The 26,967-nt window shown below is 55.5% G+C and carries 32 protein-coding genes; 24 read left to right on the top strand and 8 right to left on the bottom strand.

Annotation, left to right across the window (positions count from 1 at the left end):
• Nucleotides 1-109: 109 nt before the first annotated feature.
• From EQM14_RS13550 to EQM14_RS13515, 8 genes are all read right to left on the bottom strand, one after another.
• Complete coding sequence (locus EQM14_RS13550) at nt 110-934, bottom strand: flagellin N-terminal helical domain-containing protein (protein ID WP_128743714.1); 825 nt, start codon at nt 932-934, stop codon at nt 110-112.
• A gap of 209 nt (nt 935-1,143) precedes the next feature.
• Nucleotides 1,144-1,407 carry a carbon storage regulator gene (locus EQM14_RS13545; RefSeq protein WP_128743713.1) on the bottom strand — a complete coding sequence of 88 codons (264 nt, stop codon included), beginning with the start codon at nt 1,405-1,407 and terminating at the stop codon, nt 1,144-1,146.
• Nucleotide 1,408: 1 nt separating this feature from the next.
• The gene (gene fliW, locus EQM14_RS13540) at nt 1,409-1,852 is read right to left on the bottom strand and encodes a flagellar assembly protein FliW (RefSeq protein ID WP_128743712.1); all 444 of its coding nucleotides are present in this window, start codon (nt 1,850-1,852) and stop codon (nt 1,409-1,411) included.
• 193 nt (nt 1,853-2,045) lie between these two features.
• On the bottom strand, nt 2,046-2,333 hold the full coding sequence (locus tag EQM14_RS13535) for a hypothetical protein (RefSeq protein ID WP_128743711.1): 288 nt from the start codon (nt 2,331-2,333) through the stop codon (nt 2,046-2,048).
• A gap of 48 nt (nt 2,334-2,381) precedes the next feature.
• The gene (locus EQM14_RS13530) at nt 2,382-4,091 is read right to left on the bottom strand and encodes a flagellin N-terminal helical domain-containing protein (RefSeq protein ID WP_128743710.1); all 1,710 of its coding nucleotides are present in this window, start codon (nt 4,089-4,091) and stop codon (nt 2,382-2,384) included.
• Nucleotides 4,092-4,097: 6 nt separating this feature from the next.
• Entirely contained in the window at nt 4,098-6,014 is a 1,917-nt protein-coding gene (flgK, locus tag EQM14_RS13525; protein ID WP_128743709.1) for a flagellar hook-associated protein FlgK, read from the bottom strand.
• Between the two features lie 16 nt (nt 6,015-6,030).
• A complete protein-coding gene (locus tag EQM14_RS13520) occupies nt 6,031-6,510 on the bottom strand; it encodes a flagellar protein FlgN (RefSeq protein ID WP_128743708.1) in 480 nt (159 codons plus the stop codon).
• A 40-nt stretch (nt 6,511-6,550) separates the two neighbouring features.
• A complete protein-coding gene (locus tag EQM14_RS13515) occupies nt 6,551-6,880 on the bottom strand; it encodes a flagellar biosynthesis anti-sigma factor FlgM (protein WP_128743707.1) in 330 nt (109 codons plus the stop codon).
• 384 nt (nt 6,881-7,264) lie between these two features.
• Between EQM14_RS13515 and flgB the strand changes: the two genes are divergently transcribed.
• The 24 genes from flgB (at nt 7,265) to flhA (ending at nt 26,949) form a co-directional block, all read left to right on the top strand.
• The gene (flgB, locus tag EQM14_RS13510) at nt 7,265-7,645 is read left to right on the top strand and encodes a flagellar basal body rod protein FlgB (RefSeq protein ID WP_128743706.1); all 381 of its coding nucleotides are present in this window, start codon (nt 7,265-7,267) and stop codon (nt 7,643-7,645) included.
• A 47-nt stretch (nt 7,646-7,692) separates the two neighbouring features.
• Complete coding sequence (flgC, locus tag EQM14_RS13505) at nt 7,693-8,142, top strand: flagellar basal body rod protein FlgC (RefSeq protein WP_128743705.1); 450 nt, start codon at nt 7,693-7,695, stop codon at nt 8,140-8,142.
• Between the two features lie 6 nt (nt 8,143-8,148).
• A complete protein-coding gene (gene fliE, locus EQM14_RS13500; RefSeq protein ID WP_128743704.1) occupies nt 8,149-8,451 on the top strand; it encodes a flagellar hook-basal body complex protein FliE in 303 nt (100 codons plus the stop codon).
• Between the two features lie 79 nt (nt 8,452-8,530).
• The gene (fliF, locus tag EQM14_RS13495; protein ID WP_243112539.1) at nt 8,531-10,084 is read left to right on the top strand and encodes a flagellar basal-body MS-ring/collar protein FliF; all 1,554 of its coding nucleotides are present in this window, start codon (nt 8,531-8,533) and stop codon (nt 10,082-10,084) included.
• The gene (gene fliG, locus EQM14_RS13490; RefSeq protein ID WP_128743702.1) at nt 10,077-11,084 is read left to right on the top strand and encodes a flagellar motor switch protein FliG; all 1,008 of its coding nucleotides are present in this window, start codon (nt 10,077-10,079) and stop codon (nt 11,082-11,084) included. Before fliF ends, fliG begins: the two co-directional genes overlap by 8 nt.
• Complete coding sequence (locus EQM14_RS13485; protein WP_128743701.1) at nt 11,077-11,847, top strand: FliH/SctL family protein; 771 nt, start codon at nt 11,077-11,079, stop codon at nt 11,845-11,847. Before fliG ends, EQM14_RS13485 begins: the two co-directional genes overlap by 8 nt.
• 21 nt (nt 11,848-11,868) lie before the next feature.
• On the top strand, nt 11,869-13,170 hold the full coding sequence (fliI, locus tag EQM14_RS13480) for a flagellar protein export ATPase FliI (RefSeq protein WP_128743700.1): 1,302 nt from the start codon (nt 11,869-11,871) through the stop codon (nt 13,168-13,170).
• A gap of 2 nt (nt 13,171-13,172) precedes the next feature.
• On the top strand, nt 13,173-13,628 hold the full coding sequence (locus tag EQM14_RS13475) for a flagellar export protein FliJ (RefSeq protein WP_128743699.1): 456 nt from the start codon (nt 13,173-13,175) through the stop codon (nt 13,626-13,628).
• A gap of 62 nt (nt 13,629-13,690) precedes the next feature.
• A complete protein-coding gene (locus EQM14_RS13470) occupies nt 13,691-15,055 on the top strand; it encodes a flagellar hook-length control protein FliK (protein WP_128743698.1) in 1,365 nt (454 codons plus the stop codon).
• An 18-nt stretch (nt 15,056-15,073) separates the two neighbouring features.
• Nucleotides 15,074-15,604 (top strand): flagellar hook assembly protein FlgD, encoded by a 531-nt coding sequence (locus EQM14_RS13465; RefSeq protein WP_128743697.1) that lies wholly within the window; start codon nt 15,074-15,076, stop codon nt 15,602-15,604.
• Nucleotides 15,605-15,623: 19 nt separating this feature from the next.
• On the top strand, nt 15,624-16,022 hold the full coding sequence (locus tag EQM14_RS13460) for a TIGR02530 family flagellar biosynthesis protein (protein ID WP_128743696.1): 399 nt from the start codon (nt 15,624-15,626) through the stop codon (nt 16,020-16,022).
• An 80-nt stretch (nt 16,023-16,102) separates the two neighbouring features.
• Nucleotides 16,103-16,936, top strand: a complete 834-nt coding sequence (locus EQM14_RS13455) for a flagellar hook-basal body complex protein (RefSeq protein WP_128743695.1) — start codon at nt 16,103-16,105, stop codon at nt 16,934-16,936.
• Nucleotides 16,937-17,001: 65 nt separating this feature from the next.
• Complete coding sequence (locus EQM14_RS13450; protein WP_128743694.1) at nt 17,002-17,220, top strand: flagellar FlbD family protein; 219 nt, start codon at nt 17,002-17,004, stop codon at nt 17,218-17,220.
• A 28-nt stretch (nt 17,221-17,248) separates the two neighbouring features.
• Nucleotides 17,249-18,082: a motility protein A gene (locus EQM14_RS13445; RefSeq protein ID WP_128743693.1), complete on the top strand. Its 834-nt coding sequence runs from the start codon at nt 17,249-17,251 to the stop codon at nt 18,080-18,082.
• Nucleotides 18,083-18,121: 39 nt separating this feature from the next.
• Complete coding sequence (locus EQM14_RS13440) at nt 18,122-18,964, top strand: OmpA/MotB family protein (RefSeq protein WP_128743692.1); 843 nt, start codon at nt 18,122-18,124, stop codon at nt 18,962-18,964.
• A gap of 73 nt (nt 18,965-19,037) precedes the next feature.
• Entirely contained in the window at nt 19,038-20,036 is a 999-nt protein-coding gene (gene fliM, locus EQM14_RS13435) for a flagellar motor switch protein FliM (RefSeq protein WP_128743691.1), read from the top strand.
• A gap of 27 nt (nt 20,037-20,063) precedes the next feature.
• Entirely contained in the window at nt 20,064-21,164 is a 1,101-nt protein-coding gene (gene fliY / locus EQM14_RS13430; protein WP_326974804.1) for a flagellar motor switch phosphatase FliY, read from the top strand.
• Nucleotides 21,165-21,204: 40 nt separating this feature from the next.
• Nucleotides 21,205-21,567: a response regulator gene (locus EQM14_RS13425; protein ID WP_128743690.1), complete on the top strand. Its 363-nt coding sequence runs from the start codon at nt 21,205-21,207 to the stop codon at nt 21,565-21,567.
• A gap of 20 nt (nt 21,568-21,587) precedes the next feature.
• Nucleotides 21,588-21,977 carry a FliO/MopB family protein gene (locus tag EQM14_RS13420; protein WP_243112538.1) on the top strand — a complete coding sequence of 130 codons (390 nt, stop codon included), beginning with the start codon at nt 21,588-21,590 and terminating at the stop codon, nt 21,975-21,977.
• 85 nt (nt 21,978-22,062) lie between these two features.
• Nucleotides 22,063-22,734, top strand: a complete 672-nt coding sequence (fliP, locus tag EQM14_RS13415) for a flagellar type III secretion system pore protein FliP (protein ID WP_305764112.1) — start codon at nt 22,063-22,065, stop codon at nt 22,732-22,734.
• 21 nt (nt 22,735-22,755) lie between these two features.
• Nucleotides 22,756-23,022: a flagellar biosynthesis protein FliQ gene (fliQ, locus tag EQM14_RS13410; protein ID WP_128743688.1), complete on the top strand. Its 267-nt coding sequence runs from the start codon at nt 22,756-22,758 to the stop codon at nt 23,020-23,022.
• Nucleotides 23,023-23,035: 13 nt separating this feature from the next.
• Nucleotides 23,036-23,803: a flagellar biosynthetic protein FliR gene (locus EQM14_RS13405; protein WP_128743687.1), complete on the top strand. Its 768-nt coding sequence runs from the start codon at nt 23,036-23,038 to the stop codon at nt 23,801-23,803.
• A gap of 18 nt (nt 23,804-23,821) precedes the next feature.
• A complete protein-coding gene (gene flhB, locus EQM14_RS13400; protein ID WP_128743686.1) occupies nt 23,822-24,898 on the top strand; it encodes a flagellar biosynthesis protein FlhB in 1,077 nt (358 codons plus the stop codon).
• Nucleotides 24,895-26,949 carry a flagellar biosynthesis protein FlhA gene (flhA, locus tag EQM14_RS13395; RefSeq protein WP_128743685.1) on the top strand — a complete coding sequence of 685 codons (2,055 nt, stop codon included), beginning with the start codon at nt 24,895-24,897 and terminating at the stop codon, nt 26,947-26,949. Before flhB ends, flhA begins: the two co-directional genes overlap by 4 nt.
• Nucleotides 26,950-26,967: the final 18 nt, after the last annotated feature.

Below are 26,967 nucleotides of genomic sequence, written 5' to 3'. Positions count from 1 at the left end.
GCGCTATATGGGCGGGTCGCTGAATGCACAGGTGTCACGCTGCAAAAACAGGGCTTCCGGAGAAATCCGGAAGCCCTGTTCACGTATTGCCTTGGGAAAGGGAATCGAATCAGCCCTTGAGAAGGGACAGAACATTCTGCGGCTGAGCGTTCGCCTGAGCGAGCATCGAGGTCGCGGCCTGCTCCAGAATCTGGTTCTTGGTCAGGTCGACCATTTCGGAAGACATGTCCACGTCGCGGATCGTGCTTTCCGCGCTGGTCAGGTTTTCACTCATGGTGGAGAGGTTGTTGGTGGTGTGTTCCAGACGATTCTGCATTGCACCGAGGTCCGCACGCGCACCGGAAACCGCCTTGATTGCGCTTTTTATGGCATCGATTGCGGTCTGTGCTCCTGTCAGAGTACTGATGTCGACACCATCAATGGTGAGTCCTGTTGCGGTCATGGTTGCGATTGAGAGCGATACCTGCTGAGAGGCGGTATTGTCGGAACCAATCTGGAAAACGAGGTTTGTAGCGGTGCCATCCAGCAAAGTGGTTCCATTGAAGTTCGTGGAGCTCGCGATGCGATTCACTTCCGCAATCAAAGCAGTAACCTCTTTTTGAAGGTTGGGGCGGTCGTCCGTATCCTGATAGGTTCCGTTTGCGGATTCGACGGCCAGCGTGTTCATCCTCTGCAGGATGGATTCGGTCTCGTTCAGGCCGCCCTCGGCCGTCTGAATGAGCGAAATGCCGTTCTGCGCATTGTCTTCCGCCTGGTTCAGGCCATTGATCTGGGCGCGCATTTTTTCGGAAACCGCAAGGCCCGCGGCGTCATCCGCGGCGCTGTTGATGCGGTAGCCGGAAGACAGCTTCTGCAGGTTTTTGCTGATGGAGTTGTCGTTCGCCTTCAAGCGGTTGGAAGCATTTAAAGCGGCAATGTTGTGATTAATACGCATAATTTTATTCCTCCTGAATCAATTTCCGCGCGGCGTATCCGCCGTTCGCGGGGAAAGAGAGTCCTTTCTCTTTCCTGATCGGTCCGACGGAGCCCTTCCGGCGGCTTCGCCGCACGGGCCCTTGTGAGAGCGAAAACAGGCGGAAGAATCTTCCAACCGGACCTATGCTATATATCGGCAGGATCGGCGATAATATTAGACTTTTTTCCCTATTTTTTTTTCGGGTCCGCCTGCTCCTCCACTCCATGCAAATGCAGCAGCTTGAGCAGTTCCGCCATTTCGCGCGGTCCGGAGGCAGCGCTGGCCTCCCGGTTCAGCTCGCGCGTTTCCAGCAGCTCCTTCCGCAGGATCGGAACGCCCTTTGGGGCGTTGATTCCGATTTTGACCCGCTCCGCACCGATTTCGGTTACAGTGATCTCGATCTCGTCGCCGATCAGGATGGACTCGGAGGTTTTCCTTGTGATTACCAGCATGTCAGTCCCTCCCCGCCGTGCCGCTTCGAAACAGTTTGCAGCGAATGGGATAGCTGCTGTCTTCCAGGATTACCTGCCTGCCGGTCTTTCCCGGAACGTTGATGACCACCGGACTTTTCAGGTTTACGACGGAATCTTTCAGTTCCCGCTTGATCACTGCGACCGCCAGAATGCAGAGATCTTCTTTCCTTGGATTTCCCAGGTGCTCCAGATCCGCGGGAGAGAGGACGGGGCCGTAATCCGGAAAAATCAAAAAGGGATCGATGACAATCAGGGAGGGATAGGGAGAATCCGCCGCCTGCAGGGACCAGATCGCCTGTGTTTCGTCCTGCTGCAGCAGAACAAATTCCTTCACTGATTCGAAACCGTAGATTCCATCTTCAAACCGAATGATATTTTTTTGATTCCCGGCGTTTGGCTCCGCCCCGGCGGATGTTGATTTCATAGGAATTCTCCTTTCCGGCAGTATGGCGCTGCGGCCCGAAATTCAAGATTGTTCCGGGAGTATCCCGGAACAATCTTGCCAGACGAAACCGGCAATTTCCGCCGTTCATTTTCCCGGAGCGGCGGAAAAAACTCAAAACGCGGGATTTTCCAGAGCCGTGACCGGCGGAGCCGCGTCCCGGCCGGAGGTCTGTTCAGGCGATTTCGTTGAAAGGCCCGCCGTCCGGCCCCGAAGGCGCGGCTGCAAACATCGCGGCGGTCTTGCGGTAAAGCTGGATCGCGTCGCCGGGCCCGGAGCGGAAATCGCCGCCGCAGTTCAGGTCGTAACGCAGGCGCCCGGCTTCATATTGGAGACGCAGCTCCCGGGGTTCCAGAAGAAAGCGGACTGAAACGGAAGGAAGATAAGCGAGGCCGCCGTCCGGCTGACTTTGACGGATGGTCTCACAAACCGGGCAGTCACGGCCTTCGATGGCGATCAGCATGTAAACTTTCCCTTCCGAAACATGCGGCGCTCGGTCCGCCGATTGTCGTTATTTCATGAAATCCAGCAGGGTCGGCTGCAAAATGCTGCTGCCGACCTGCAGGGCCGCCTGATAGCAGAATATCTGCATGGAATAATTAGTGATGGCGTCTGTTGTGTCGACATATTCGACATCCTCGTCCTTTTGGGTCAGATTCAGGTTGACATTGGTAATAAAGGTGCTGGTGCTGTCCAAAAAGGTGGCGTCGGTCCCGAGCTGCGCCTTCTGGGAGGAGAATTCATCCATAGCGTCGTTGAAAGCGTCAGTGTACGGCTCCAGCGTGTCTATCAGGTCCTCGCCGCTCATGCTGCCGTCTCGAAGGATGTCGGCCATCCTGCCGAGCAGGGAATAAGCATTGTTCGGAATACTGGTTCCGCCCTCCGTGGTCGTCCCGTAGCCGAGAAAACTGATGCCCGGCATCGCGGCGTTGAAAGCACTCTGATCAACCACGTTCCCGTTCGCGTCCGTTTTTATTCCGAGGCCAATATCCACATAAGAGGTTTCCTTTGCCAGATCCGCGAGATCGACGAAATTGGTTATTCCGGACGAGATGGAAGTTTTGGGTTCATAAATTGCGTCCCCCGCGTCCAAAGTGACGTCGATACCGCCGTCTACCTGCGACTGAAGGAGGGACTGCAAATCGCTTCGCGTTGCGCCATCCTGCAGCCGGATGGTAATTGTCTTATTGTCGTTATCGACGCTGACCGTGTTTGTGGATGCCCCCGTGCCGAGGGAGACGGTATACCCTTCGTAGGAAGTCGAGGCTCCGCTGAAATTGATCCGGAGGGTTCCTGAGATGTTGTCGGCGTCGTTGTAGCTAAAGGCGGAAAAATCGCCTGAAACGGAGGAAGAAACCGTTCCGCTTTCGCTGATGGCGTCGTCTCCCACACCGGGCTCGTCCAGACCGCTGATGGTGATCTGCTTTACGTCGTCGGCGGTAATGCTCGAATCAATGGAAGAGAGCGCCGACTGAAAATCGCTGCCCTGGAGAAAATCCTGAAGCCCCTGCTTAGTGGCGCCGTTTTCCATTGTGATGGAAATGGTCTTTCCAGCGGTATCGACCGAGACGGTGTTGGAAGTGCCGCTGACGGAGAGGGAAACGGTATAGCCGTTCAGCTTATCGTAAATGCCGGTCCCGAAATCGATCTGCATGGTCTTCGCCGTTGTGACATTGTCGGCGTCCGTGTAGTCGTAGTTGATTGTGGCGGAAGCGCCGTTGGTGTTTTCGCCTGTGTCGACGTTGATGCCGCGGTACAGCAGGTTGCCGCTGCTGTCGACGGAAAACGGGGCCTCGCCGTATCCGCCCGCGCCGGAGAAGAGATAGCGGTTCCCGTATTCGGCGTTCATGTCGGAAAGAATCGCTTTTTGCATCGTCTCCAGTTTATTTGCATAGATGTCCCGGTCGGACTCGCTTGTTGAGGCGGTGATGGCCGCCAGAATGCTGGTCTTTGCGTTCGTCAGAATGCCGTAAACCGTGTCCAGCGTGCTGGTCGCGGAAGAAACCTCGCCTTTCAGACTTGAAATGTTGGAAGAATAACTCTCATTCAGACCAAGCTGCCGGCGGACCTGAAAGGTCTGCCCGGCCAGAAACGGGTCTTCGGAGGGCTTTTCAAACGCGCGGTAATCGTAAGCGGTGGTGGCGGCCTTATTGAGCTGGTAAGTCGCCTGATTCAAGTTGCTGTTGTACTGCCTGGAAATCATCCCGCTTGTAATTCTCATGGCTGATTAACCCCTTCCTACGATGCCCATGTTGTTGATAAGCGTATCAAGACATTCGTCCACCGTCGTCATGAACCGGGCCGAAGCCGACAAAGCCTGATTGTAGACGATCAGGTTGATGGCCTCTTCGTTGATATCCACGGACGACTGCGCCTGCCGGCGCGTGTCGATATTATTCAGCATGGTGGAGTTTGCCGTGTCCTGCGCGTCGACCGCGTCGATGTCCTGCCCAAGCGTGAGAGAAACGTTGTCCACGGCTTCCTGCATCGTCCCCGTGAAGAGGCTGACGCCGTTTGGAGTGGAAAGCGTGTACTTGCTGGTTGTCAGGTCGGTGATCATCTGCGTGATATTGCTGTTGGAGCCGCTTGAATCGTCGCCGGAATTCGAAGTGTCCTTTGAAAGGGTGAGATACCCTTCGCTGTACTGTGGATCGTCCCATTTCGGGGAAACCCGGATATTGGCGGCGGTGATGGTGGAATTGCCCGACGCGTCGACGGTATTGCCGGCGGAGTCCGTAAAAATCGGCTTGTTGTCCCCGGTATCGTTGGTGCTGTTGTCGGCGTTCATCACGCTGGCCAGCTGCTGCGCCAGCGTATCCAGCATGTTTTCGTAATATCCGATTCCGCGGCTGTTGTTGGTGGTATCGTCGGCGGAGGTTTTATCGTATTCGCCGTTGTCATTGAGCAGGCTGAGGTATCCGCTCAGGCTGCCGCCCTGAAAGTCGTCATTCCCAATGCCGCGGTCCAGAGACGAATGGGACAGGCCGAGCGGGTCGCTCCCGGAGTCGGTGACGGACAATTCGGAGCCGTCGGTCGGCGTGAAGGTCAGCCGCGTCCCGTCGCTGGAGAGTCCCACGGTGACGTTGAGCGAGGCATCATTTAAGGCCGTTTGGGCGTTCGCGAGAAGGTCCTCCATCGTGTCTCCGGCGCTGGCCGTAATATTGATGGATACGGCGGTGCCGTTTCCCAAGGTGAAATCGTAAGTTGAGTCGATGTCAGACGTCAGCTTGCCGTCCGAATCGGTGGCGATCGCTCCGGATTCGACCGAGAAATTGACGCCGTCCTTTGTCAGGCCCGAGACCGTGAGGCCGGCGGATTCGGCGCTGCCGGTCACGCCAAGTTCGGAATACTGGTTGCCGTCGACCAGAGGGTAGGAGCCGGAGAGCGCATCGCCTTTGCTGTCCGCCAGATAGATCGACAGCGTGTCCACCGATTTGCCCGCGCCGACATCGGTCGGCGTTTCTACCACTTTCACATTGACGTATTGCGACAGCTCGTCGATCATCGAGTTCCGCTCGTCCAGCAGTTCCAGAGCGGGGGAGCCGGCAAGATCCGCGCTTTTGATCTGGTCGCTCAGGCTTGAGATGTTCTTCAGCAGGGTGTTTACTTTGTCCACCCCGTATTGATCCAGATAATTATACTGCTGGTTCCGGATGGTTTCAAGCTGGTTCGCCGCCGTGTTGAGCTTTGTGGCCAGCAGGGAGGCCGCTTCCTTGACGGTGCTTTCCGTCGCGGTCGAACTGCCGCTGGAAGTCAGGCCCTCCAGCTGTTTGACAAGGGCGCTGTAAGCGGCGCTGATCCCATCGGTGGAGGTTTCGTTCAGCGCGTCCTCGATGTCCTGCAGGGCGCTGAGCTGCGTGGAGGTCAGCCCGGACTGCGCGTTCTGCGTGCGGTACTGTCCGTCTAAAAACTTGTTTCTGAGCTGGCTGATCCCGGTTGTCGTCACGCCCTCGCCGACGATTGCGCCGGTCCCCGCGTAAAGCATGTTGATGCTGGTGGGGGCGACGGAACTCTGATCCACCCGCTGGCGCGTATAGCCGGCCGTGTTTGCGTTGGCGATGTTCTGACCGGTGGTGTTCAGATTGGTCCGCGCAGCCTGCACCCCGCTTTTTGCAATATATAATCCGTCAAAGGTTGAACTCATGGCATACGCCGCCTTTCTATATTTTTTTAGAAAGAAAACCGGCGGACGGGGAGCCGTCCCCGGCTTTCCGCCCGTAAATTTTCTGCAGTTCCGTCCGGCCCTTCAGCCGGTTCAGGACGCCGGACGCCCGGCGAAGCTTGCGCTCCGTCAGCAGGCTGTTCCGGCGGTTTGTCTCTTTCAACTCGGCCAGCACGGAAGAAAGTTTTTCATACAGCTCCTGAATCTGTTCCCTGCTTCCAGAGGGAAACAGGGGGATGATCTCCCGAAAATTCGCCTGAGGCTGCGGGGTTTTCTGCATCAGCCTGGCGCGCTCCTGCTCCAGGCCCCGTGCCTTCAGGACAAAGGCCTGTTCCCGTTTCATGCATTCGTCCAGCCTGTCCAGCTTGTCCTGTTCCAGATATCCCTGCTTCTCGGTTTCAAAATCCAGGAATTTCCGGTAGAACTCCAGCAGCCGGGCGAAATAAGAAATCATGTTTTCGGATGTTTTTTCATCCATTATCCGGTTACTCCCTCCTCCCGCTGCCCGCAGGACGATATCATTCGGACAGAAGCATCTCAGCCAGCGCGCCGGAATCCACCGAATAGCTTCCGCTGGTTACGGCGTCCTTCAGGTACTGGAGTCTCGCCGCGCCGGCGTCTCTGCCAAATTCTTCGCAGATGCTGTTTTTCAGGCTGTCGATCAGCCGATCGGACGACTCCTCCTGACGGGGGGAAAGCTCGATCCTGTCGGCGCGAACACCCTGGCTCCTATTGCCCTGAAACGCTTCTTTCGTGTTTTTTACAGCGGCCTCCGTTTGTGCCGCACTTCCCTTGTCCTTGATCTGTGAATAAGGAAACAGGGAAAAACCAGTGTCTTTGATCCGCATCCGACGTTCACCTCTGAATTGTTTATCGGCTGTTCCATTCAAAAATTTAGTTTGGGCGGCGAAAAAGTCCGATTTGTAAAACGGGAAGCTTGACCGGCGTTTTCATTAAGCGTTTATTTCTATAATTGACAGAGAAAATTTCGATAAAAGCTCGAAATATGTTGACTTTTGTCGCATACTGTATGATAATATATCAAGAATATTTTTCCTTTTTTCATCCCAATATCTAGCATTCCTTCATTTATAAAAGATGGGAAAAACACCATCGCTATATGTATGAAAAATCAATCGCCGAACTTTCCGGGGAAAAGCAAAAATAAATAAATATTCACTAGTGTTGAATTTTTTCATAATATGGCGGACGAAAGGAAGACGGTGGAAACGATGAACTGGATCGATAGCGTGACGACGTCGCTGCTCGGCAAGGATCTGGACGGCCTGTGGGCAAGGCAACAGGCGGTCTCGGACAATATTGCCAATTTTGAAACACCGGGTTACAAGACCAAGAGCGTTTCGTTCGAAGATCAGCTGCGTGCCCAGGTCGCAGGCGGTGAGACGGCCGGCGGGCAGATGCGCGGCATTGAGAGCGTGCAGCCGGAAACGGCGGAGGCGGAGGACGAAATGTTCCGCGCGGACGGCAACGGAGTGGATCTGGAGCAACAGGATATTGAGTCTCTTAGAACGCAAATGAACTATTATTATTCTCTTCAGACAGTCTCCGATGTATTTTCCAGGCTGAAAACCGCAATCGGCGGCGGAACTTAAATAGATCTAAATAATTTTAAGATTAAGAAAAACAGGAGGGCTTTTTTATGGCTTTTCTCAGTTCACTGGACATCAGCGGGTCCGCGCTGACGGCCAGCCGGCTCAGAATGGACGTTATTTCCGAGAATCTCGCGAACGCTTCGACCACCCGCACCGACGCGGGCGGACCGTACCGCAGAAAAATGGTGGTTTACCGCTCGGCGGACGGCGCGGAAGACGGCTTTGGCTCGATTCTGAACAATGAGCTAGATGCTTCTTCCCAGGTCCCCGGCGGAGTGAAGGTGGAGGGGATCGTAGAGGACCAGACCCCGTTTAACACGGTCTACGACCCGTCCAACCCGGACGCGGACGAGCAGGGGTATGTTCAGATGCCGAATGTCGACGTCACCAAGGAAACACTGGACATGATGTCGGTGACCAGGGCTTATTCAGCCAATATTAACGCGCTTAACGCGGTCAAAAGCATGGCCAGCAAAGCGCTGGAAATCTGGAAGTGATAAACAATGAATCCAATTGTGCCTATTCAGAAGCTGAGCACGCCGGAGGAGCTCGGCGTTTCCGGGGGAAGCCAGGCGCAGCCCGCGGGGCTGCCGTTCCAGTCGCTGTTTCAGGAGGCCGTGGACAATGTCAAGCAGACGGACGCCTCTCTGAACGACCAGGTCTATCAAATGACGACCGGACAGTCGGATAATCTGCACGATATTTACATTGCGTCACAGAAAGCCAGCCTGTCCGTTGATCTGCTGGTCCAGATGCGGAACAAGGTCCTTGATTCCTACAATGAGATTATGAGAATGAGCGTCTGACGAATTCTCGCAAAGGGCGGTTCTGAGCCGAATGATGAAGGAAGTTAAGAAATACATACAGCCAGTCAAGAACTTTTGGATGAAACTATCTTCAAAGACGAAAAAAATTATTTTCATTTCTCTGGGCGGGGTAGTTCTGCTGTCCGTCGTTCTGGGACTGCTTTTGAACCGTACGCAGTATGTGGTTCTGTACTCGGGGCTTGACCATGACGAAGCGGTTGAGGTCATGACGGAGCTGAAAGACAGCGGCATCTCTTACCGGGAGGACGACGATTCCATTTACGTTCCGTCGGACAAGGAAGATTCCGTGCGAATGCAGCTCGCGAACGAAGGGCATCCGAAATCGGCTCCGACTTACGATTTTTTCACCAGCAATATCAATGCGATGACGACCGATTATGAAAAAAAAGTCATCGAGAAATATCAGTTGAACCAGAGGCTGGAGGACGTGATCAAGACCCAGGACCCGATCGAAAACGCCTATGTGACCATCAGCATCCCGGATGAATCGGATTATGCCTGGGACGACAAGGAGAGCGCTCCCACCGCCTCGGTCGCGATCAAGCTGAAATCGGGACAGGCCCTGAGCGCCAAGCAGGTGAACGGGATCAAGCAGCTGGTCTCCAAAAGCGTCCCCAACATGAAAACAGAGGACGTCTCCGTGATTGACAATTCCACGGGAGAAGAGCTGGAGTCCGCGGATTCCGACAGTTCCGGCAGCGTCCAGATGAACCTGACGGAATTCAAGCTGAAAATTGAAAAGCAATATGAAGACAGTCTGGAAAAAAAGATTGTGGACCACCTGTCGGAGATTTACGGGCAGAACAATGTCAGCGTCAGCGTCAAAAGCCAGATGGACCTTGACAAGACAATCAAGAATATCATTACCTATCAGCCGACGACCAGTGACGGGAAAGGGGTCGTCAGCGAAAGCGAGGAACAGCACGAGGTGACCCAGGATGCCTCCGGAACCGGCGGAGCTGCCGGGGCCGAATCCAATACGGAGACGACGACGTATCCAGGCGTGACGGTCAACGGAAACATCATCACGTCAAAAGACAGCGCGTCGTATAAATACCTTGTCAGCCAGGTTCAGGAACAGGTCCAGGGCGACGCCGCGGCGCTGCAGGATGTAACCGTTTCCGTGATCGTCAACGACCCCGGAATGACGGACACGGAGATAAACAACCTGAAAAACGCGGTGGCCTTTGCCTCGGGCGTCAGTGCCGACAAGGTGGACGTCATGAGCAGAAATTTCTACAGCTCCGCGCAGCCCGCCAATGCGCAGCCGGCCGGCTACGCCCTTCCGTTCGATTGGAAAATTCTCGCGGCCGGCGCCGGCGGATTCCTCCTGATCGTAATCCTGACGGTCGTCTTCCTTTCAAGGCGAAGGAAAAAGCGGATCAAAGAGCTTGAGAAAAACCTGGCGCAGGGGGAAGAAATCAGCCTGGAGGGGCTGGGCCGTTCCCCCGTTTCCGACATTCCCACGGAATCCATCGAGCAGATCCGCAAGGAGACCGGAGGAAAAGAGGAAAAGGTCCGCAAGGACCTGCAGGAATTTTCTTCCCAGAATCCGGAGATTGCGGCTCAGCTGATCCGCAGCTGGCTGAAGGGGGAGGACGACAATGCCTGAACACAAGGTTACCGGGGCACAGAAAGCCGCTTCCGTCATTATCGCGCTTGGGACCGACGCCGCCTCTAAAATCTACAAATATCTCCGCGAAGAGGAAGTCGAACAGCTCACGTATGAAATCGCGCGGACGACCAATCTGCCGCCCGATGAAGTGGAAAATATCCTCGGCGATTTTTACAATCTTTGCCTGACCCAGAAGGTCATTACGGACGGGGGAGTGGAGTACGCCCGCAACGTCCTGGAAAAGGCCTACGGCGCGCAGATGGCGAGCTCGCTTCTGGAACGGGTGACCAAGTCGCTTCGCTCCAAGGCTTTTGAGTTCTTGAGAAAGGCGGATTACAAAAACCTCCTGACCGCCATTCAGAATGAACATCCGCAGACGATCGCGCTGATTCTCTCCTATGCCCGCGCGGACCAGGCCGCGACAGTCATCGCGGACCTTCCGCCGGAAAAGAGGGCGGATGTCGTCCAGCGGATCGCCACCATGGACCGGATCATGCCGGACGTGGTCAAGATCGTGGAAAACAACCTTTCCGATAAATTCTCCAATGTCCTGAGCGTTGACATGACCCAGTTCGGCGGAGTGGATTACGTCGCCGATATCATGAACAACATGGACCGCACCAACGAAAAGTCGATTTTCGACGAGCTGGGCCGCAAAAACGCGGAGCTGTCGGAGGAGATCCGTCAGAAGATGTTCGTGTTCGAGGATATTGTCATCCTGGACAACATGTCCATCCAGCGTTTTCTGCGCGAGGTCGATCCGAAAGACCTTGTCTATGCGCTCAAAGGGGCCAATAAAGAGGTTGCCGACACGATTTTTGCCAACATGTCTTCGCGTTCGGCCGAAACGGTCAGATCGGATCTGGAATATACGCACAATGTCCGCCTGAGGGACGTGGAAGAGGCGCAGCAGCGCATCGTCGGCGTGATCCGCCGCCTGGAAAGCGAAGGCGAGCTGGTAATTTCTAAGGGAGGGAAGGACGAGATTATTGAGTAAGGTAATCAAAGCCTCCCAGTACAACCCGTTTATCGAAAGCCCCGGCGCGGCCGCCGGCGCGGACGTATCGCCGGATGCCCAATGCAGATTGGTTCTCGATCAGGCCTTCCAGAAAGCAAAGCAGATTGTGGAATCAGCGCAGAATTACCGTTCGGAACAGCTCCGCGACTGCGCGGAACATGCGGACCGGGAGCTTCGGGAATCCCAAGAACAGGGATACCGGGAGGGTTTCGCGCATGGCCGGGAAGAGGGCGAAAAGTCCGGAATGGAGTCCGGCATGAGGCAGGGCCTTTCAGAGGGGGCAAAAAAGGCGGAGGCGGAAAACCGGCAATGCCTCAATGAGCTTGGCGAGATGATCCAGTCCGTTGAAAAATCCAAAACGGAAATCCTTTCGAAATTTGAATCCGACCTGAAGGATCTCGCGGTGACCATAGCGAGGGCCATTGTCAAAAAGGAGCTGGAAACCGACCCGAAAACGCTGCACACCATCATCCAGAACGCGGTCGATTCCTATCGCAACCAGGCGTGGGTGCGCATCTATGTTTCAGGAAACACGGCAAATCTGCTGACCAAGGCCGACGTCTCTATCGCGCAGGAGCTTCAGGCCGTATCCGACCGCGTAAAGGTGGTCGTTACAACGGGAATCAGCGACGAATCCTGCGTCATCGAGATGCCGGATCAGGTCATCGACGCGGGAATCGACACCCAGTTGAGAAAAATTCAGTCGGCGCTGGAGGAATCCGGCCAAACCGAAATGGGGTAACTCCTGAAAGGAACAAGCCAGATGGTTGATTTACGGTCTGCCTGTGAAATCGTCACAAAGATCGACCCGCTCTGTTACAAGGGAAAAGTGAAAAATATCGTCGGCATGATGATGGAAACCACTGGCCTTGACGCCAGAATCGGCGATATTTGCACCATTGGCGGCCAGAACGGGGAACCGCCCGTCGAAGCGGAGGCGGTCGGGTTCCGCGACGGCAACGTGCTGCTGATGGCTTACGGGGACATCCGCGGGGTGGGGCCGGGCAGCATTGTGGAATCGACCGGGCACAAGCTGCGCGTTCCGGTCGGAGAAGGGCTGAAGGGCAGGACCGTGGACGCCGCCGGAAGACCGATCGACGGATTGGGGGACATCGAGGCCGAAGCGCGCTACGACGTGGATTCCTCCTGCGTGAACCCTTTGGAACGGCCCCGCATCAGCGAGACCATGACGTTCGGCATCAAGGCAATCGACGGGCCCCTTACGATCGGCAAAGGCCAGAGAATCGGTATTTTTTCCGGAAGCGGCGTGGGAAAAAGCACGCTGATGGGGATGATCGCGAAAAATGTACGGTCGGATATCAACGTGATCGCCCTGGTCGGCGAGCGCGGCAGGGAAGTGAAGGAGTTCATCGAGAAGGACCTGGGGAAGGATGGGCTCGCCCGCTCGGTGCTGGTGGTGGCCACCTCCGACCAGCCGGCCATGTTCCGGGCCAGATGCGCTTCCGTGGCCACGGCCATCGCGGAATACTTCCGCGACAAGGGAAAAGACGTTCTGCTGATGATGGATTCTCTGACGCGTTTTGCCATGGCGCAGCGGGAAATCGGGCTGGCGGCGGGCGAACCCCCCATCGCGAGGGGATATACGCCGTCCATTTACGCGCAGCTCCCAAAATTGCTGGAGCGGAGCGGGAATTTCAAAACGGGTTCCATCACCGGGATTTACACGGTCCTGGTGGAGGGAGACGATACGAACGAGCCGATTTCGGACACCGTGCGCGGAATTCTGGACGGGCACATCGTGCTTTCCAGAACTCTTGCGGCGAGGAACCATTACCCTGCCATCGACGTGGGGGCCAGCATCTCCAGGCTTATGACGGACATCACCTCGGAGGAGCATCAGGCGGCCGCGGCCCGGCTCAGGAATCTTCTTTCCACTTACAATCAGAATTACGACCTGATTTCCATCGGCGCCTATAAACCCGGCATGAACAAAAGGCTTGACGAAGCCGTCGGCAAAATCGACCAGATCAATCAGTTTCTCACGCAGCGGGTGGACGAATCGTTTTCCTATGAGGAGACCGAAAACAGGATGAAGGGGATTTAATATTGAAAAAATTTGTGTTTTCCCTTGAAAGCGTCCTGCGTTACAAAGAGGAAACGCTGGATATGCTCAAAAATGAAATGGCGCAGCTCCAAATGAAAATTCGCGAATTGGAACAGGGGATTTTCAGGATGAAGCAGGAATATTCGGACCTGAACCGGACGCTGGTTCTGGAGATGAAGGCCGGGGTGGAACCGTGCGGCATTGCGGTTTACAAAAGATATTTTGCCGAACTGGACCGCCAGGTGCGCAAATTGGAGTCGCAGCGGGCGGCCGTGCAAAGGGCGGCGGCCGCCAAGCAGGAGGAAATCGTAAAAATGAAAAGCGACATCTCGGGGCTGGAAAAACTCCGGGAATCGCAGCGGAAGGATTACGAAGCCCAGGGGCGGAAGGAACAGGAGCAGCTGATCGAGGAATTTGTCTCGCGGCGGAAGGACTCCTCGGGGTGCCGCACGGCGTAACAGCATTGCTGTCTAAATGTATTTTTTAGATAGAGATTTTCCTTGAAAGGAGGTGAATTGCAATGGTACAGCAGATCATCAGCACAGTAAACGCGAACGTGCCTTCGACCGGGCAAACGTCGCGCGGAACGCAGGATACGGATCAGTTCCGCTCCATGCTGAAAGCCGCCGCGGGACAGTCCGGTTCGACACAGGGCGCGGGCGGTTCCGCTCGAAAGACCGCCGATCAGGAACAGGATTCCAAAGCGGATAAGGCCGGCAGCGGCAGGAAAAAGGAACGGACAGCAGAAGCGGATCAATCGGCTCCGGCTGGGACGAACGCCGGCCAGGCGCCGCAAAGCGCGCTGCCGTCGGAGACGCTCGTTTCGCCGGATGCCGCCGCCGCTTTCGCTTCGGTGAAAGGTCAGCCGGCTTTCCAGGGAAAAGATCAGCCGGCGGCGGGACCCGGCGGTTCCGCATCGGACGGCACCGGCGCGGTTTTGGCGGCGGGGATTCCGCCGCAGGAGCAGGCAGGCCGGCCGGGGCAAACCGGACAGGCTTTCCCGCCCGAAGGAGAGACGGCCCGGGTTTCAGGCCAAGACTCCGCGTCGCCCAGAACGGCGGACCGGACCGTTTCGGAACCGCCTGCGCAGAACGATGGGATTTCGGGTCAGCAGGCATCCGCTCCGGCCGATTCAGGGCGTCGGGAATTTCAGAGTCCCGATTTCAGGCGGCAGGTCGCGGCGTCGGCTCCCGGCTCTTATGACCGTGAAACCCGGGGTCCGTCCGACGCACAGAGAGACAGCCGGACAACCGGCGCGGAAGGGAAAAATGCTGCGGAGGACGGGACGGCGCAGCCCCTGCAAGGAGCGGCCGGCCCGGCACAGACTCATCCTCCGGATGCCAAAGATTCCGGCACGGGCGGCGCTGCCGCCGCAAACGGCGGGTTGCCGGCCCTTTATGGCAATGGAAAGGTCGTCATCAAGGTTTCCGGCGAGCCGGCACAGGCGGAGACCTCTCCGTCCCGGCAGGTGGCGGACGCGGCCGTGCATCAGTTGCGGAGCGGAAAAACCGAGTTTCAGATGGACCTTTATCCAAAATCGCTGGGGAAGGTTTCCGTAAAGCTCACTTCTCAGGACGGGCTGCTGACCGTGGAAATTGCGGCGGCGGACCCCAAGACTCAAAGCCTTCTGCTTTCCGGCTCTTCCGAGATCCGCAGCATCCTGCAGGCTTCCACCGGGCAGAACGTGCAGACGGTAACTCCGGACCAGCAGGCGGCGCAGTGGTACGGGCAGCAGTCGGACGGCGGGGACGCCTCCGGGAACCGGCGCCAAAAGCGGGACGAGCCGCGCAGGGACAAATCAAACGGCGTTGAATCCGTGTCTGCCGAACTGAACACAGGCGACTTTCTTTCCATGATCCAGCGGATCGGCGCATACGCACGGTAACAAAAGGAGGGAAAAAGTTTGAATAACCTTGGAATTACCAATTACGGGACCCTGAACCGCACCTATTCGTCCGGCCTGGAATCTTCAGCGAACCATACTGAGTCGACGACAAGCTCGGACTCCACGCTGGATATGAACGACTTTCTGATGCTCCTGGCCGCGCAGTTTGAAAATCAGGACGTGATGAACCCGACGGACAACACGGAATTCATCGCGGAGCTGGCGCAGTTTTCATCCCTGCAGGCGATGAGCCAGCTCACTCAGTATTCGCAGTATCAATACGCGGCTTCCCTTGTGGGAAAAACCGTGAAAGTGGGGACCTACGACACGACCGGCCAATATGTCATCAAACAGGGCGTCGTCGAAAACACAGCTTTTGGGTCCGACGGCTGCGCGATTTTGCTGGACAGCGACAACACGGTTTACAATCTTTCCGATGTGGTTATGGTGATGAAGGACGCCTCGTCGGGCGGTTCTTCTTCCGACGGTTCCACGGATGATTCCGCAGATGATTCCACAGATCCCGCAAGTACCCCGGATACCACTTGAAACCAAAGGCGGCGAAACAATGAACGACATCCAGTTCCGGAAAAATTATTCCGCCTGGATCGGCCCGGCTTATCCGGCCCAGCCGGACGGCAAAAGCCCGGGAACCAAAGAAACCGGCGCCGCGGGCAAGAACAGTTTTTCCGAAGTCTTGAAAAACGTGCAGGGCGGCCTGACCTTTTCCAAGCACGCGCTGCAGCGAATGGACGCAAGGCAGATCGAGGTTTCCCCCGAACTGATGGAGAAGATGAACGGCGCGGCCGCGAAAGCGAAGGAAAAAGGCGTTCGCGACGCATTAATGATGAGCGGAGACACCGCGTTTATCGTCAATGTTCCCAGTTCGACGGTCGTCACGATGATGAGCGGCGGGGAAATGAAGGAAAATATATTCACCAATATTGACGGAGCCGTAATCTTATAACCGGACCTTTCGAGGGGGTTATCGGGCTTTGAATGACGGAGAAGCCCGTGCGGTTCCAAACGAAGGAGAGGTAATCTACTATGATGAGAGCAATGTCCTCCGGCGTGGCCGGACTCAAGGCGCACCAGACGGCGCTGGACGTGATCGGCAACAACGTCGCGAACGTGAACACCTATGGGTTCAAATCCTCGCGCGCCCTGTTCAGCGACGTGCTGTACCAGACCTTGACCGACGCGACGGCGCCGAACACTACAAACGGCACGGGCGGCGTCAATCCGAGCCAGGTCGGCTACGGCTCCACCGCGTCTTCCGTTTCGGTGGACACCGGGCGCGCCGGCATGTCGACCACCGGGTACAGCGGCGACTGCTACATCAACGGCGAAGGCTATTTCGTTGTCAGGGACGGGGCGAGCGGCTACAAATACACCCGCGTCGGCGCCCTTTCGTTCGACAGTTCCGGCGATTTGGTCGACGGGAACGGCAATTTAGTGTTAGGCGCTCAGGACAAAACTTTTGCAAGTGGTGATCCTGATACTATTACTTGCGGTACGTCAAAATCATACAGCAGTATTTCCATTGCCGCAGACGGCACCATCACGGGGATAGACTCCAGTTCGGGGGACCCGGTAGTAATCGGAGGAATTGCGCTGGCGCACTTTGTAAATCCCGCCGGGCTTGAGCAGGAGGGCGGCAACTATTATAAAGCCACCAAAAACTCTGGCGATGCTGCCTACGCGGTGCCGGGCGGAGGCGCTACCGGCAAACTGGTGACCGGTGCGCTGGAGTCCTCCAACGTGGACCTCGCGAACGAATTTTCCAACATGATCACCACCGAAAGAGGCTACCAGGCGAACTCCAAGATCATCACGGTCGCGGACACGATGCTGGAAACCCTGGTCAACATGGTCCGTTAAGGAACGCGCCACCCCTTCCCGGTTCCCGGGAAGGGACGGCGATTTCTGTGGATGGGGGAAGGAAAATGATCGAACTGACGCAATTGAACGGCACCCCTTTTATGCTGAACTGCAATCTGATCGAAACGGTTGAAAGCATACCGGAAACCAAGATCTCGCTCACGACCGGAAAATATTTTCTGGTTCAGGAAGAGCGGGAGGACATTCTCAGGAAAATCATCGCCTATCAGCGGATGATTTATAAAAACATGATCTGTATTGAAGGACTCAAACCCCAGAAATAAATCTTAGGTTCAGGGAAGTGTTAAGTTCATGGATTTTACAGGAATTATCGGCTTGATCGCCGGCCTTGGCCTGATTTTTTTCGGTATTACCAACTTTACCGATATGAGCGCGATGAAGGGATTTATCGATTATCAGAGCATGGCGATCACCTTCGGCGGAACCATCGCCTCCACCCTGATTGCTTTTCCGATTTCCTATTTCAAAAAAATCCCCGCCCAGCTGAAAATCACCCTGCAGAGGAACCGGTACGATCCCCAGAAGTACATAGGACTCATCGTGGAATTTGCGCAGGAGGCCCGGAAAAAGGGTTTGCTTTCGCTGGAAGAAAAGGCGAACGCGCTCGACGATTCCGATTCTTTTCTCAAGAACAGCATTTTGCTGATCGTGGACGCAATCGACCCGGAAAAGGTAAAGGAAATGCTGGACAATGAACTGGATTCTCTGGACGAACGCCATGCCGCGGGCTGGCAGTTTTTTGAAAAAGCTTCCACATTTGCGCCGGCTTTCGGAATGATCGGCACGCTGATCGGTCTGATCAACATGCTGGGCAACCTGAATATGGACTCTTCCAGCGGGGCCAGTGCCCTTGGGCAGGGAATGTCCGTCGCTCTGGTCACCACGTTTTACGGGTCTTTGGCGGCCAACCTGATTCTGGTTCCCATCGGCCACAAGCTGCATATGCGCCATAACGAGGAGCGCCTCTGCAAAGAGATCGTTGTGGAGGGGGTCATCGCCATTCAGGCGGGGGACAACCCAAAGCATATCGAGCAGCGGCTGAATGCATTCCTCTGTGAAAAGCAAAGGGGAGAAGACCAGGAAACAGGGAAAAAGCCTAAAAAAGAAAAAAAGAGCAAAAAATAACGCTCATTCGATATAGATATCGGGGAATGAGGTGGCAATATGAGAAAAAAGAAACAGGATGATTCTTCCGGAGGCCCAAGCTGGCTGGATACCTATGCGGATATGGTGACGCTGCTGCTGACATTTTTTGTTCTCCTGTTTTCCATGTCGACCCTAAACTCCAGCAAATGGCAGAAGCTGGTTCTTGCGCTGACTGCCAACGTCGCCAAGAATCCGGTGAACAGTGAACAGCAGGTCGTGATCGATCCCTCCGCGCTCACCGCCTCCAGGGCGCCGGACGCCGCCGCGTCGGACGAAGGACTGGGCCAGGAATCCCAGCCGCTCGTGGACAAGGTGACGAATTTTGACCAGCTCTACGCCTATTTGAAAAATTATATTGAAAAGAATCATCTGGACGACAATGTCAAGATCTATAAAGGGGACGGATATACGTTCCTTTCTTTCCGGAACAGCATTTTCTTCGACGGGGACAGTTCCGTCCTCCGTACGCAGGGAAAGGTGATTCTCGATTACCTTTGCAACGCGATGGCCAATATTCCGGACCAGATCGGTGAAATCCGCTTTTATGGGCATACGGCGAAGGTCTCGGCGACCAATACGCCGGAACGGCAGGCGTTCGATCGCGGCCTTTCCGATGACAGGGCGAAAAACGTTCTGCTTTACGTTCAGGCGAAGGGAATCATCGGCGGGGCGAAGATGGTCAGTGAAGGCTACGGCGAATACCGCCCGATCGTCCCGGACGACGGGACGGAAGCGACCAGGGCGAAGAACCGGCGGGTTGAGATTTACATCTCCAAGAATGGGACGACGGATGATGTTCTGGAAAAAGTCTATGAAGAGATCAACGCCTCCAGCAAAGCGGCGCCCGGCAGCTCGGGGTGACGCCTGTTCTTAATCTTTCGCCGGCCGCGGCGGCCGGAAGTGACAGAATCCTTGCAAGGAATGGTGGGTATGTATGGCGGAAGTTTTATCGCAGCAGCAGATAGACGATCTGCTGGGGAGCCTGCAGAGCGGCAGTATGGATTTTCAGGAAATCGAAGAGCAAAGTTCCGGACCGAAGGTCAAGGACTACGACTTTCTTTCCCCAAAAAAGTTTACAAGAGAGCAAATCAGGCTTTTGCAGAATATATTTGAGAGCTTTTCACGGCTGTTCAGCCTGCATCTTTCGGGAGTCCTGCGCATGAACTGCCAGGCGGAAGTGCTTCAGGTGGAAGAAGAAGAGTACAAGGAATTCGGCAACGCGCTGAGCGATTCCGTGCTGATCGGAGTGATGGGGCTGCACAGCGCGGAGTACGGCATTGAGGACAAGCAGATCCTTGTCGAAATGACCAGGCCGATTTCCTTTTGTATCCTGGACCGGATGCTTGGGGGCAGCGGGACCGGTTATCAGGTCGACCGCGATTATACCGAGATTGAGCTTTCGCTTTTGAATTACCTCTTTCAGCAGATTGCTCCCATTTTAAAAGACGCGTGGGGGAACTATGTCGACGTGGAACACACGCTGGATGGAATTGAAACCAACTCCCAGCTCATCCAGTTCATCCAGCCGGACGAGTCCGCGGCCATCGTTGTCATCGAGGTGACGCTCAATGACTTGAAGGGAAACATCAACATCTGTCTTCCCGCCAGCTCGCTGGAAGAGATTTTCAAAATTTTTGATTCCAAATATGTGAAAATCAATCGAAAACTTGACCCGGCGGTGGAAAAACAGCGCAGGGAACAGATCCTTGAGAGCCTGAAAGATACGCCGCTGACCGTTTCGGCGCTTCTTGGAAAAACAGAAATCACCCTAAGGGACCTGCTCGAGCTGCAAAGGGGCGATGTCATTCCGCTGGAGTCACCCGTCGCGGACGACTCCGTTGTCCTGCAAGTTGAAAAGCTGAGATGGTTTACAGGCAGGATCGGCGTAAAGAAAAAAAATTACGCCGTTAAAATAGGGAAAGTCCTTTACTAACTATATATTTGAAAAAAGGTGATTGTTTTGGAGCCAAAGCAAGAGAAGCTGCTTTCCGATATGGAGATAGACGCGATCGGCGAAATTCTGAATATCAGTCTGGGTTCCTCCGCCACCTCCGTATCGGAACTGCTTGGGCAGCCGGTCAACATCACGACGCCGGAGGTTAAGCTGATGAAGACCAGCGAATTCGATATCAAAACATATGAGCCCGCCATCGCCGTCGAAATTAATTATGTTCAGGGGCTTTCCGGAAAAAATCTGCTGATTCTGAAGGAGTCGGACGTCAAGGTCATCGTGGGCCTGCTGCTCCAGACGGATTTTTCCGACCAGGAATTCGTCATGGACGAGATGAATGTCGGCGCGATCTGCGAAGTGATGAACCAGATGATGGGTGCCGCCGCCACGGCGCTTTCCCAGTTCCTGAACAGAAGCATCAATATTTCTCCGCCGAATTCTTTCTCCATTGACAATTCCGAAAAGTTCAAGGAGAAATACTTTGAGGGCAACGAAGATATCGTCGCGGTCTATTTCAACTTGATGATAGGAAACATGATCAACAGCCAGTTTATCAATGTCATGCCGATTTCCCTGGCAAAGGAACTGGTTTCCAATTTTGGACTGGATTCCGCCCAGCGGGAGAATGCCGCGGCCCCGTCGCCGGAGGCGCCGGTGCACGCCCCGGCGGCGTCTCAGCCGGTCCCGCCCCCGGAACCTCAGCCCGCGGGGGAGACAGCGCCCCCGCAGCAGCCGGGTCCCCAGCCGGCTCCGACGGCAGCCTCCGCGCCGCCGGCTCCTTCCGAGCTCAATATCCGGAATGCGGCTTACCCGAGCTTCGACGAGCCTGAGCCGCCCCTCACCAAGGGGGAGAGCAACAATCTGAACATGATTCTATCCGTCCCACTGCAAATCACGGTGGAAATCGGGCGAACTTCCAAAAAAATCAAGGAAATCCTGGACTTTTCCACGGGAACCATTGTGGAATTAAACAAACAGGCCGGATCCCAGGTCGATGTTTTTGTCAATGGACAGGCCATTGCGAAAGGGAACGTCGTGGTGGTGGATGACTTCTACGGTGTCCGGATTACGGAAGTAATGAACAGCGAAGAGATTATGAAACTGGTCTAATTAAAAATACATTTATTCCAAAGTTTTAGGAGGATACTCGATGGAAAAGAAAATCATGCTGGTGGATGACGCTGCTTTTATGAGGATGATGATTAAAGACACCCTGTCAAAAAACGGCTATACCGACATTATCGAAGCGAATAACGGACAGATTGCCGTTACGAACTACGCCGCCGAAAAGCCGGATCTGGTCATCATGGACATCACGATGCCCGTGATGGACGGGCTGCAGGCGCTGAAGGAAATTAGGGCGCAGGACCCGGACGCCAACATCATCATGTGCTCCGCCATGGGGCAGGAGGCGATGGTGGTCGACGCGCTCAAACAGGGTGCAAAGGATTTTATCGTCAAGCCGTTCAAGGCGGACCGCATCATGAAAACCGTAAAGGGTATCCTGGGCTGAAAAGCCGCGGAGGAATTTGAATGAGGCTGAGCATGAGCTATGCATCGGATCTTCTCCCGCTGCTTTTTGCGCTGGTTGCAATTGCCGCCATCCTGTACCTGTGTTTCCTTCTCAGCCGGTTTGTGGCAAAAAAGGCGAACAGCGCGGCGAACACGGCCAACATCCGCATTCTGGAGCGTGTTGCGCTGGCCCAGGACAAGGGGCTTGCCATCGCGCGGATCTGCGGCCGCTGCTATCTCATCGGGTTTTCATCCGACAGGGTTGAAATTTTGAAGGAAATCGACGAAATGGAGCTTCGTTCTTCCGAACCCGGGAACGGGCGGAGTTTTGTGGATGCTCTGAACGCCGCGCTGAAGGGCAGATTGGATTTGACTGGCCATGGTAAAAAACATAAGCTTGACAAGCACTGAAGAAAAAAAGCCGCTCCGGTGCAGAATCGCAAAAAAGGCGTTGCTTTTGACGGGAGTTTTTTTTCTTGCAGCCGTGTTTCTGCCCATGAGGGCCTCGGCCGCCGCGGTGGACGTCAATATTAACGGGAACGGCGCGAATACCCTGGAAATCATTGAGATGCTCACCCTCCTCGCGCTCCTGCCGTCCATCCTGATTATGACGACCTGTTTCACGCGCATTGTGATCGTTCTCTCTTTTCTGCGCAACGCTCTCGGGCTGCAGCAGACGCCGCCGAACCAGGTGGTGATCGGCATTTCCCTTTTCCTGACTCTGTTCATCATGTCCCCGGTCGTGACCAAAATCAACACGGACGCCTATCAGCCGTACAAGGAGGAAAAGATCACGCAGGAGGAGTTCCTTCAGAAGGCGAGCGTGCCGCTCAAGGAATTCATGCTGAAAAACACCAAAAAGGAAGACCTGAACCTGTTTGTCAACCTTGCAAAGCAGGACAGCAAGACCCCCGCGGAGCAGATGCCGATCACCCTGGTGATCCCGGCATTTATGACCAGCGAACTCAAGCGGGCGTTTATCATCGGCTTTCTCCTTTACATCCCGTTCATGATCATCGACATGATCGTCTCCAGCACTCTGATGTCCATGGGCATGATCATGCTCCCGCCGGCGACGATATCCCTTCCGTTCAAGCTGCTGCTGTTTGTTCTGGTGGACGGATGGGATCTGCTGTTTAAAACACTGGCCTCAGGTTTCCACCTGTAGGCGGTTGAAGGAGGCTCAAAGATGACCGTTTCAAAAGTCATGGAGATCATGCATGCCGCCATGCTGGTCATCCTCAAAATCGCCAGCCCGATTCTGATTGCAAGCATGTTGGTCGGCCTTGTCATATCCATCCTCCAGGCGGCGACTCAGATCCATGAACAGACGGTGGCCTTTGTCCCGAAGCTGTTCACCATCGCCGCCGTCTTGGTCCTGCTGGGGCCGTGGATCATGCAGGTCATGAACGATTTTATGCAGTATATCTTTGGCCTGATTGTTTCCCTGAACTGAAAACGGGGCGGATATGAAACTGGATTACAATTACACACTTCTCATGCTGATCTTCCTGCGCATGACGGGCTGCGTTTTCTTTAACCCGATCCTTGGCAGGCGCAACCTGCCGAATCTAGTCAAGATCGGGCTGACGCTGATGCTTTCCCTGTTTACTTACCGCCTGACGCCGGACCGCTCGCTTCAGATCCACTCCTTTCTCGTCCTTTTTGTCTCCGGGCTGAAGGAGCTTCTGGTCGGCTTTATGATCGGCTATATCATTCAGCTGTTTCTTTCGGTCATCGTGATGGGCGGAGAAATGTCGGATATGCAGGTGGGCATTTCCATGTCGAAAATTTACGACCCCCAGAGCGACGTTTCCATGCCGCTTTCCGCCTCGCTGCTCAATGCGATGTATCTTCTGATGTTTTTCGCCACCAATGCGCACCTCACTCTGATTCAGGTATTCGTCAGGCTAGGCGCCGTTGTTCCCTACGGCGACGGGCTCCAGCTGAAAGCGAGCCTGTTCGGCGGCCTTGCCGCTCTTTTGGGGCAAATGCTGGTTTATGCGGTGAAGCTGTCGCTGCCGATGGTGGCGGTGCAGCTGCTCGGGGAGATCGGCACCGGCCTGATGATGCGCGCGGTGCCCCAGATTGATGTCTTCACCGTCCAGATCCAGCTCAAGATTTTAATCGGTTTTCTTGTGATGCTCATCCTTGTCCCGCCTTACGCTTCGTTTCTCGAGCGGCTGACGACCCTGATGTTTGACCGGATCAGCGGTCTGTACGCCGCGCTGGCTTAGTGGAAGGGGGGGATTGCGGTGCCGGGGGCTTCGTCGGAAAACAAAACGGAAAAAGCGACGCCGAAAAAGCGGGAGGACGAACGGAAGAAGGGCAATCTCTTTCAAAGCGCCGACGTAGTCAGTTCCCTTTCCATTCTGGCGGTCTTTGTCATGCTCCGCATCGCCTTCCCTTATCTTTACCGCTATCTGTCCAATTTCATCGTCACGTATCTTTCCTATGCCGCCACCAAAAGCTCCCTGACGCAGTCGGGGGCCATGGATGTTCTTCGGGACGCCTGGGTTGCGATTCTGCTCGTGTCCTCTCCCGTTCTGTTCTCGTCCTTGCTCGCGGCCGTATTGGCGACAGGCATGCAGACCAGATTCAAATTTTCCGGCGAAAAAATCAAATTCAAATTTTCCAACATCAACCCCATCGAAGGATTCAAGCGCCTGTTTTCGATCCGATCGGTTGCGGAACTGCTGAAATCGATCGCCAAGACGGCCGCGATCGGATACGTCATGTACCTGCAGATGAGGAAGATCTGTGCGGGCTGCATCGCGATGATGGGCAGCGACCTGCTGGAATCGGCGGTTGGAATACTGAACGACATCATGGATATGGTCATCCAGATGACGCTCGTGTTCATCGCGATTGCCGCGGCAGACTACTTTTTTCAGTGGTGGGACTTTGAGCGCAATATCCGCATGACAAAGCAGGAATTGAAGGAAGAGTACAAGGAACTGGAGGGAAACCCTGAAACGAAGGGGAGAATCCGCCAGGTACAGCGCAAAATCTCAGGGCGGCGCATGATGCAGCAGGTGCCTCAGGCAGACGTGATCGTCCGGAATCCGACGCATGTCGCCGTAGCGCTCCGGTATCGCGCGGAGGAGGACGGCGCGCCCGTCGTGGTGGCCAAAGGACAGGACTATCTGGCCCTGAAAATCATTGAGATCGCGCAGCAGCACCACATTCCGATGAAAGAGGACAGGCCGCTCGCGCATGCCCTCTACGCGGCGGTCGAGGTCAACGCTCAGATCCCGCAGGAATTTTATCAGGCGATGGCCGAGGTCATGGCATGGGTCTACCGCCTGAAGCAGGAAGGAGAGGAAAGATGAAACTGCTCAACCACGTCGTATCGCTTTTTGTCATTTTCATTATCGCGCTCATCATTATTCCGCTTCCGGCTCCCCTGCTGGACATGATGTTCATCCTCAATATCTCCTTATCGCTGGTGATCCTGCTCCTGACCATGTACATCAGAAGCGCGCTGGACTTTTCCGTTTTCCCGTCCATCCTTCTGATCACCACGCTGTTTCGGCTTGCGCTGAACATTTCCTCCACGCGGCTGATCCTGTCCAATTCCGGTTCGGCCGGCCAGGTGATCAAGACGTTCGGCACGTTTGTCCTGCAGGGCAATATCGTCGTCGGCTTTGTCGTGTTTCTGATTATCGTCCTCGTGCAGTTCCTGGTTATCACCAAGGGCGCGGAACGGGTTTCCGAAGTGGCGGCGCGGTTCCGCCTGGACGCGATGCCCGGCAAGCAGATGGCGATCGACGCGGACCTGAACTCCGGGTTGATCGATGAGCAGACGGCCCGCCAGCGCCGCGATGATGTCCAGCGCGAAGCGGAATTCTACGGCTCCATGGACGGCGCGAGCAAATTCGTCAAGGGCGACGCGATCATGTCCATCGTCATCACGTTCATCAACTTCATCGGCGGGCTGATTGTCGGCATGGTGCAGGGCGGGCAGTCGTTCGGCGAGGTGCTGAATATCTACTCCATCGCCACGGTCGGCGACGGCCTGGTTTCGCAGGTGCCCGCGCTGCTGATCTCCACGGCGACGGGCATGATCGTGACCCGCGCGGCTTCCAGCTCCACGCTGGGGGAGGACGTTTCCCGCCAGTTCTCCTCGCAGCCGATGGTGATCCTGCTGGCCGGGTGCGGCGTGTTTGCCCTGAACCTGATTCCCAGCATGCCCCATGTCCAGCTTGTGCTGCTTTCCGCCTTTTTGATCGGTTCCGGCCTGATGCTGCGCAGAAAACTGGAGCAGTCAGCGGTGGTCGAACAGGGGGAGAGCGCCGGCGCCGCCGCGCCCCAGGACGACGAGACCTCCTACTACAAAAATATCGACCATATTTACAGCCTGCTTCCTCTGGACGCGGTCGAAATGGAGTTTGGCTACAGCCTGATCCCGCTGGTGGATGAATCGAGCGGCAGCAGCTTCATCGAGCGGCTGGTGACGTTCCGCAAACAGTTCGCGGTGGATATGGGCATGGTTGTTCCTTCCATCCGCCTGCGTGACAACGGGCTTCTCAACCCGAACCAGTATGTCATTAAGATCAGAGGAGAGGAAGTCGCCCGCGGAGAAATCCTGATGGACTATTACCTGGCGCTGGACCCGGGCAACCTGACGGGTGAGATCGACGGCATCGACACCATCGAGCCGGCTTACGGCATCCCAAGCAAGTGGATCACCCCGGACAAAAAGGATATGGCGGAGATTTACGGGTACACCGTCATCGACCCGCTTTCGGTCGTCATTACCCATCTTTCGGAAACCGTGCGCCGCCACGCGGACGAGCTGCTCTCCCGGCAGGAAGTGGGGCAGCTTCTCGAGAGCGTCAAGGGCTACGACGCCTCCCTTGTCTCCGACGTGGTGCCGAATGTGATGACACAGAGCAACCTTCAGAAAGTGCTTTGCTCCCTGCTGAAGGAAGGCGTTCCCATCCGGGACATGGAAACGATTCTGGAGACGATTTCCAACAACGCCGCCGCGGCGCGCGACCCGGATATGATGACGGAATATGTGCGGCAGGCGCTGCGCAGGACCATCACGCGCAAGTGGGCGGACGGCGGTCAGATCCGGGTGATCACGCTGGACAGCGAGGTGGAAAAAGCGATCGTGGGTTCCATCAGCAAAAACGAGCACGGGACTTACCTGTCGCTGGACCCGCAGACGACCCAGAAGATCATTATGAAGCTGACCGACTGCGTTTCCAAGGTGAAGGACGTGGTTGCCACCCCGGTGATCCTCACTTCCCCGGTGGTGCGGATCTATTTCAGCAAACTGCTGCAGCAGTTTTATCCGCGTGCCGTGGTGCTTTCCTTTAACGAACTTGACAACAACGTGCAGATTCAGGCGGTCGCCAACGTGACGCTGGACTGATAGACAGATTGCGGAAGG

This window comes from Caproiciproducens sp. NJN-50 (assembly GCF_004103755.1).
Classification (GTDB): Bacteria; Bacillota; Clostridia; order Oscillospirales; family Acutalibacteraceae; genus Caproicibacter.
The sequence above is the reverse complement of the archived record's forward strand: the minus strand, read 5'-3'. Positions and strand labels throughout refer to the sequence as shown.

What these genes read in the sequence shown, in the direction of transcription:
- EQM14_RS13405 (WP_128743687.1), top strand. Translation starts at nt 23,036, where the DNA reads ATGAAACTGGATTACAATTACACACTTCTCATGCTGATCTTCCTGCGC.
- EQM14_RS13450 (WP_128743694.1), top strand. Translation starts at nt 17,002, where the DNA reads ATGATCGAACTGACGCAATTGAACGGCACCCCTTTTATGCTGAACTGC.
- fliI (WP_128743700.1), top strand. Translation starts at nt 11,869, where the DNA reads ATGGTTGATTTACGGTCTGCCTGTGAAATCGTCACAAAGATCGACCCG.
- EQM14_RS13460 (WP_128743696.1), top strand. Translation starts at nt 15,624, where the DNA reads ATGAACGACATCCAGTTCCGGAAAAATTATTCCGCCTGGATCGGCCCG.
- fliP (WP_305764112.1), top strand. Translation starts at nt 22,063, where the DNA reads ATGAGGGCCTCGGCCGCCGCGGTGGACGTCAATATTAACGGGAACGGC.
- EQM14_RS13545 (WP_128743713.1), bottom strand. Translation starts at nt 1,407, where the DNA reads ATGCTGGTAATCACAAGGAAAACCTCCGAGTCCATCCTGATCGGCGAC.
- fliQ (WP_128743688.1), top strand. Translation starts at nt 22,756, where the DNA reads ATGACCGTTTCAAAAGTCATGGAGATCATGCATGCCGCCATGCTGGTC.
- EQM14_RS13425 (WP_128743690.1), top strand. Translation starts at nt 21,205, where the DNA reads ATGGAAAAGAAAATCATGCTGGTGGATGACGCTGCTTTTATGAGGATG.
- flgB (WP_128743706.1), top strand. Translation starts at nt 7,265, where the DNA reads ATGAACTGGATCGATAGCGTGACGACGTCGCTGCTCGGCAAGGATCTG.
- fliE (WP_128743704.1), top strand. Translation starts at nt 8,149, where the DNA reads ATGAATCCAATTGTGCCTATTCAGAAGCTGAGCACGCCGGAGGAGCTC.
- EQM14_RS13520 (WP_128743708.1), bottom strand. Translation starts at nt 6,510, where the DNA reads ATGGATGAAAAAACATCCGAAAACATGATTTCTTATTTCGCCCGGCTG.
- EQM14_RS13535 (WP_128743711.1), bottom strand. Translation starts at nt 2,333, where the DNA reads ATGCTGATCGCCATCGAAGGCCGTGACTGCCCGGTTTGTGAGACCATC.
- flhA (WP_128743685.1), top strand. Translation starts at nt 24,895, where the DNA reads ATGAAACTGCTCAACCACGTCGTATCGCTTTTTGTCATTTTCATTATC.
- fliM (WP_128743691.1), top strand. Translation starts at nt 19,038, where the DNA reads ATGGCGGAAGTTTTATCGCAGCAGCAGATAGACGATCTGCTGGGGAGC.
- fliF (WP_243112539.1), top strand. Translation starts at nt 8,531, where the DNA reads ATGAAACTATCTTCAAAGACGAAAAAAATTATTTTCATTTCTCTGGGC.
- flgK (WP_128743709.1), bottom strand. Translation starts at nt 6,014, where the DNA reads ATGAGTTCAACCTTTGACGGATTATATATTGCAAAAAGCGGGGTGCAG.
- EQM14_RS13440 (WP_128743692.1), top strand. Translation starts at nt 18,122, where the DNA reads ATGAGAAAAAAGAAACAGGATGATTCTTCCGGAGGCCCAAGCTGGCTG.
- EQM14_RS13515 (WP_128743707.1), bottom strand. Translation starts at nt 6,880, where the DNA reads ATGCGGATCAAAGACACTGGTTTTTCCCTGTTTCCTTATTCACAGATC.
- EQM14_RS13470 (WP_128743698.1), top strand. Translation starts at nt 13,691, where the DNA reads ATGGTACAGCAGATCATCAGCACAGTAAACGCGAACGTGCCTTCGACC.
- EQM14_RS13445 (WP_128743693.1), top strand. Translation starts at nt 17,249, where the DNA reads ATGGATTTTACAGGAATTATCGGCTTGATCGCCGGCCTTGGCCTGATT.
- flgC (WP_128743705.1), top strand. Translation starts at nt 7,693, where the DNA reads ATGGCTTTTCTCAGTTCACTGGACATCAGCGGGTCCGCGCTGACGGCC.
- fliG (WP_128743702.1), top strand. Translation starts at nt 10,077, where the DNA reads ATGCCTGAACACAAGGTTACCGGGGCACAGAAAGCCGCTTCCGTCATT.
- EQM14_RS13530 (WP_128743710.1), bottom strand. Translation starts at nt 4,091, where the DNA reads ATGAGAATTACAAGCGGGATGATTTCCAGGCAGTACAACAGCAACTTG.
- EQM14_RS13420 (WP_243112538.1), top strand. Translation starts at nt 21,588, where the DNA reads ATGAGGCTGAGCATGAGCTATGCATCGGATCTTCTCCCGCTGCTTTTT.
- EQM14_RS13455 (WP_128743695.1), top strand. Translation starts at nt 16,103, where the DNA reads ATGATGAGAGCAATGTCCTCCGGCGTGGCCGGACTCAAGGCGCACCAG.
- EQM14_RS13550 (WP_128743714.1), bottom strand. Translation starts at nt 934, where the DNA reads ATGCGTATTAATCACAACATTGCCGCTTTAAATGCTTCCAACCGCTTG.
- fliW (WP_128743712.1), bottom strand. Translation starts at nt 1,852, where the DNA reads ATGAAATCAACATCCGCCGGGGCGGAGCCAAACGCCGGGAATCAAAAA.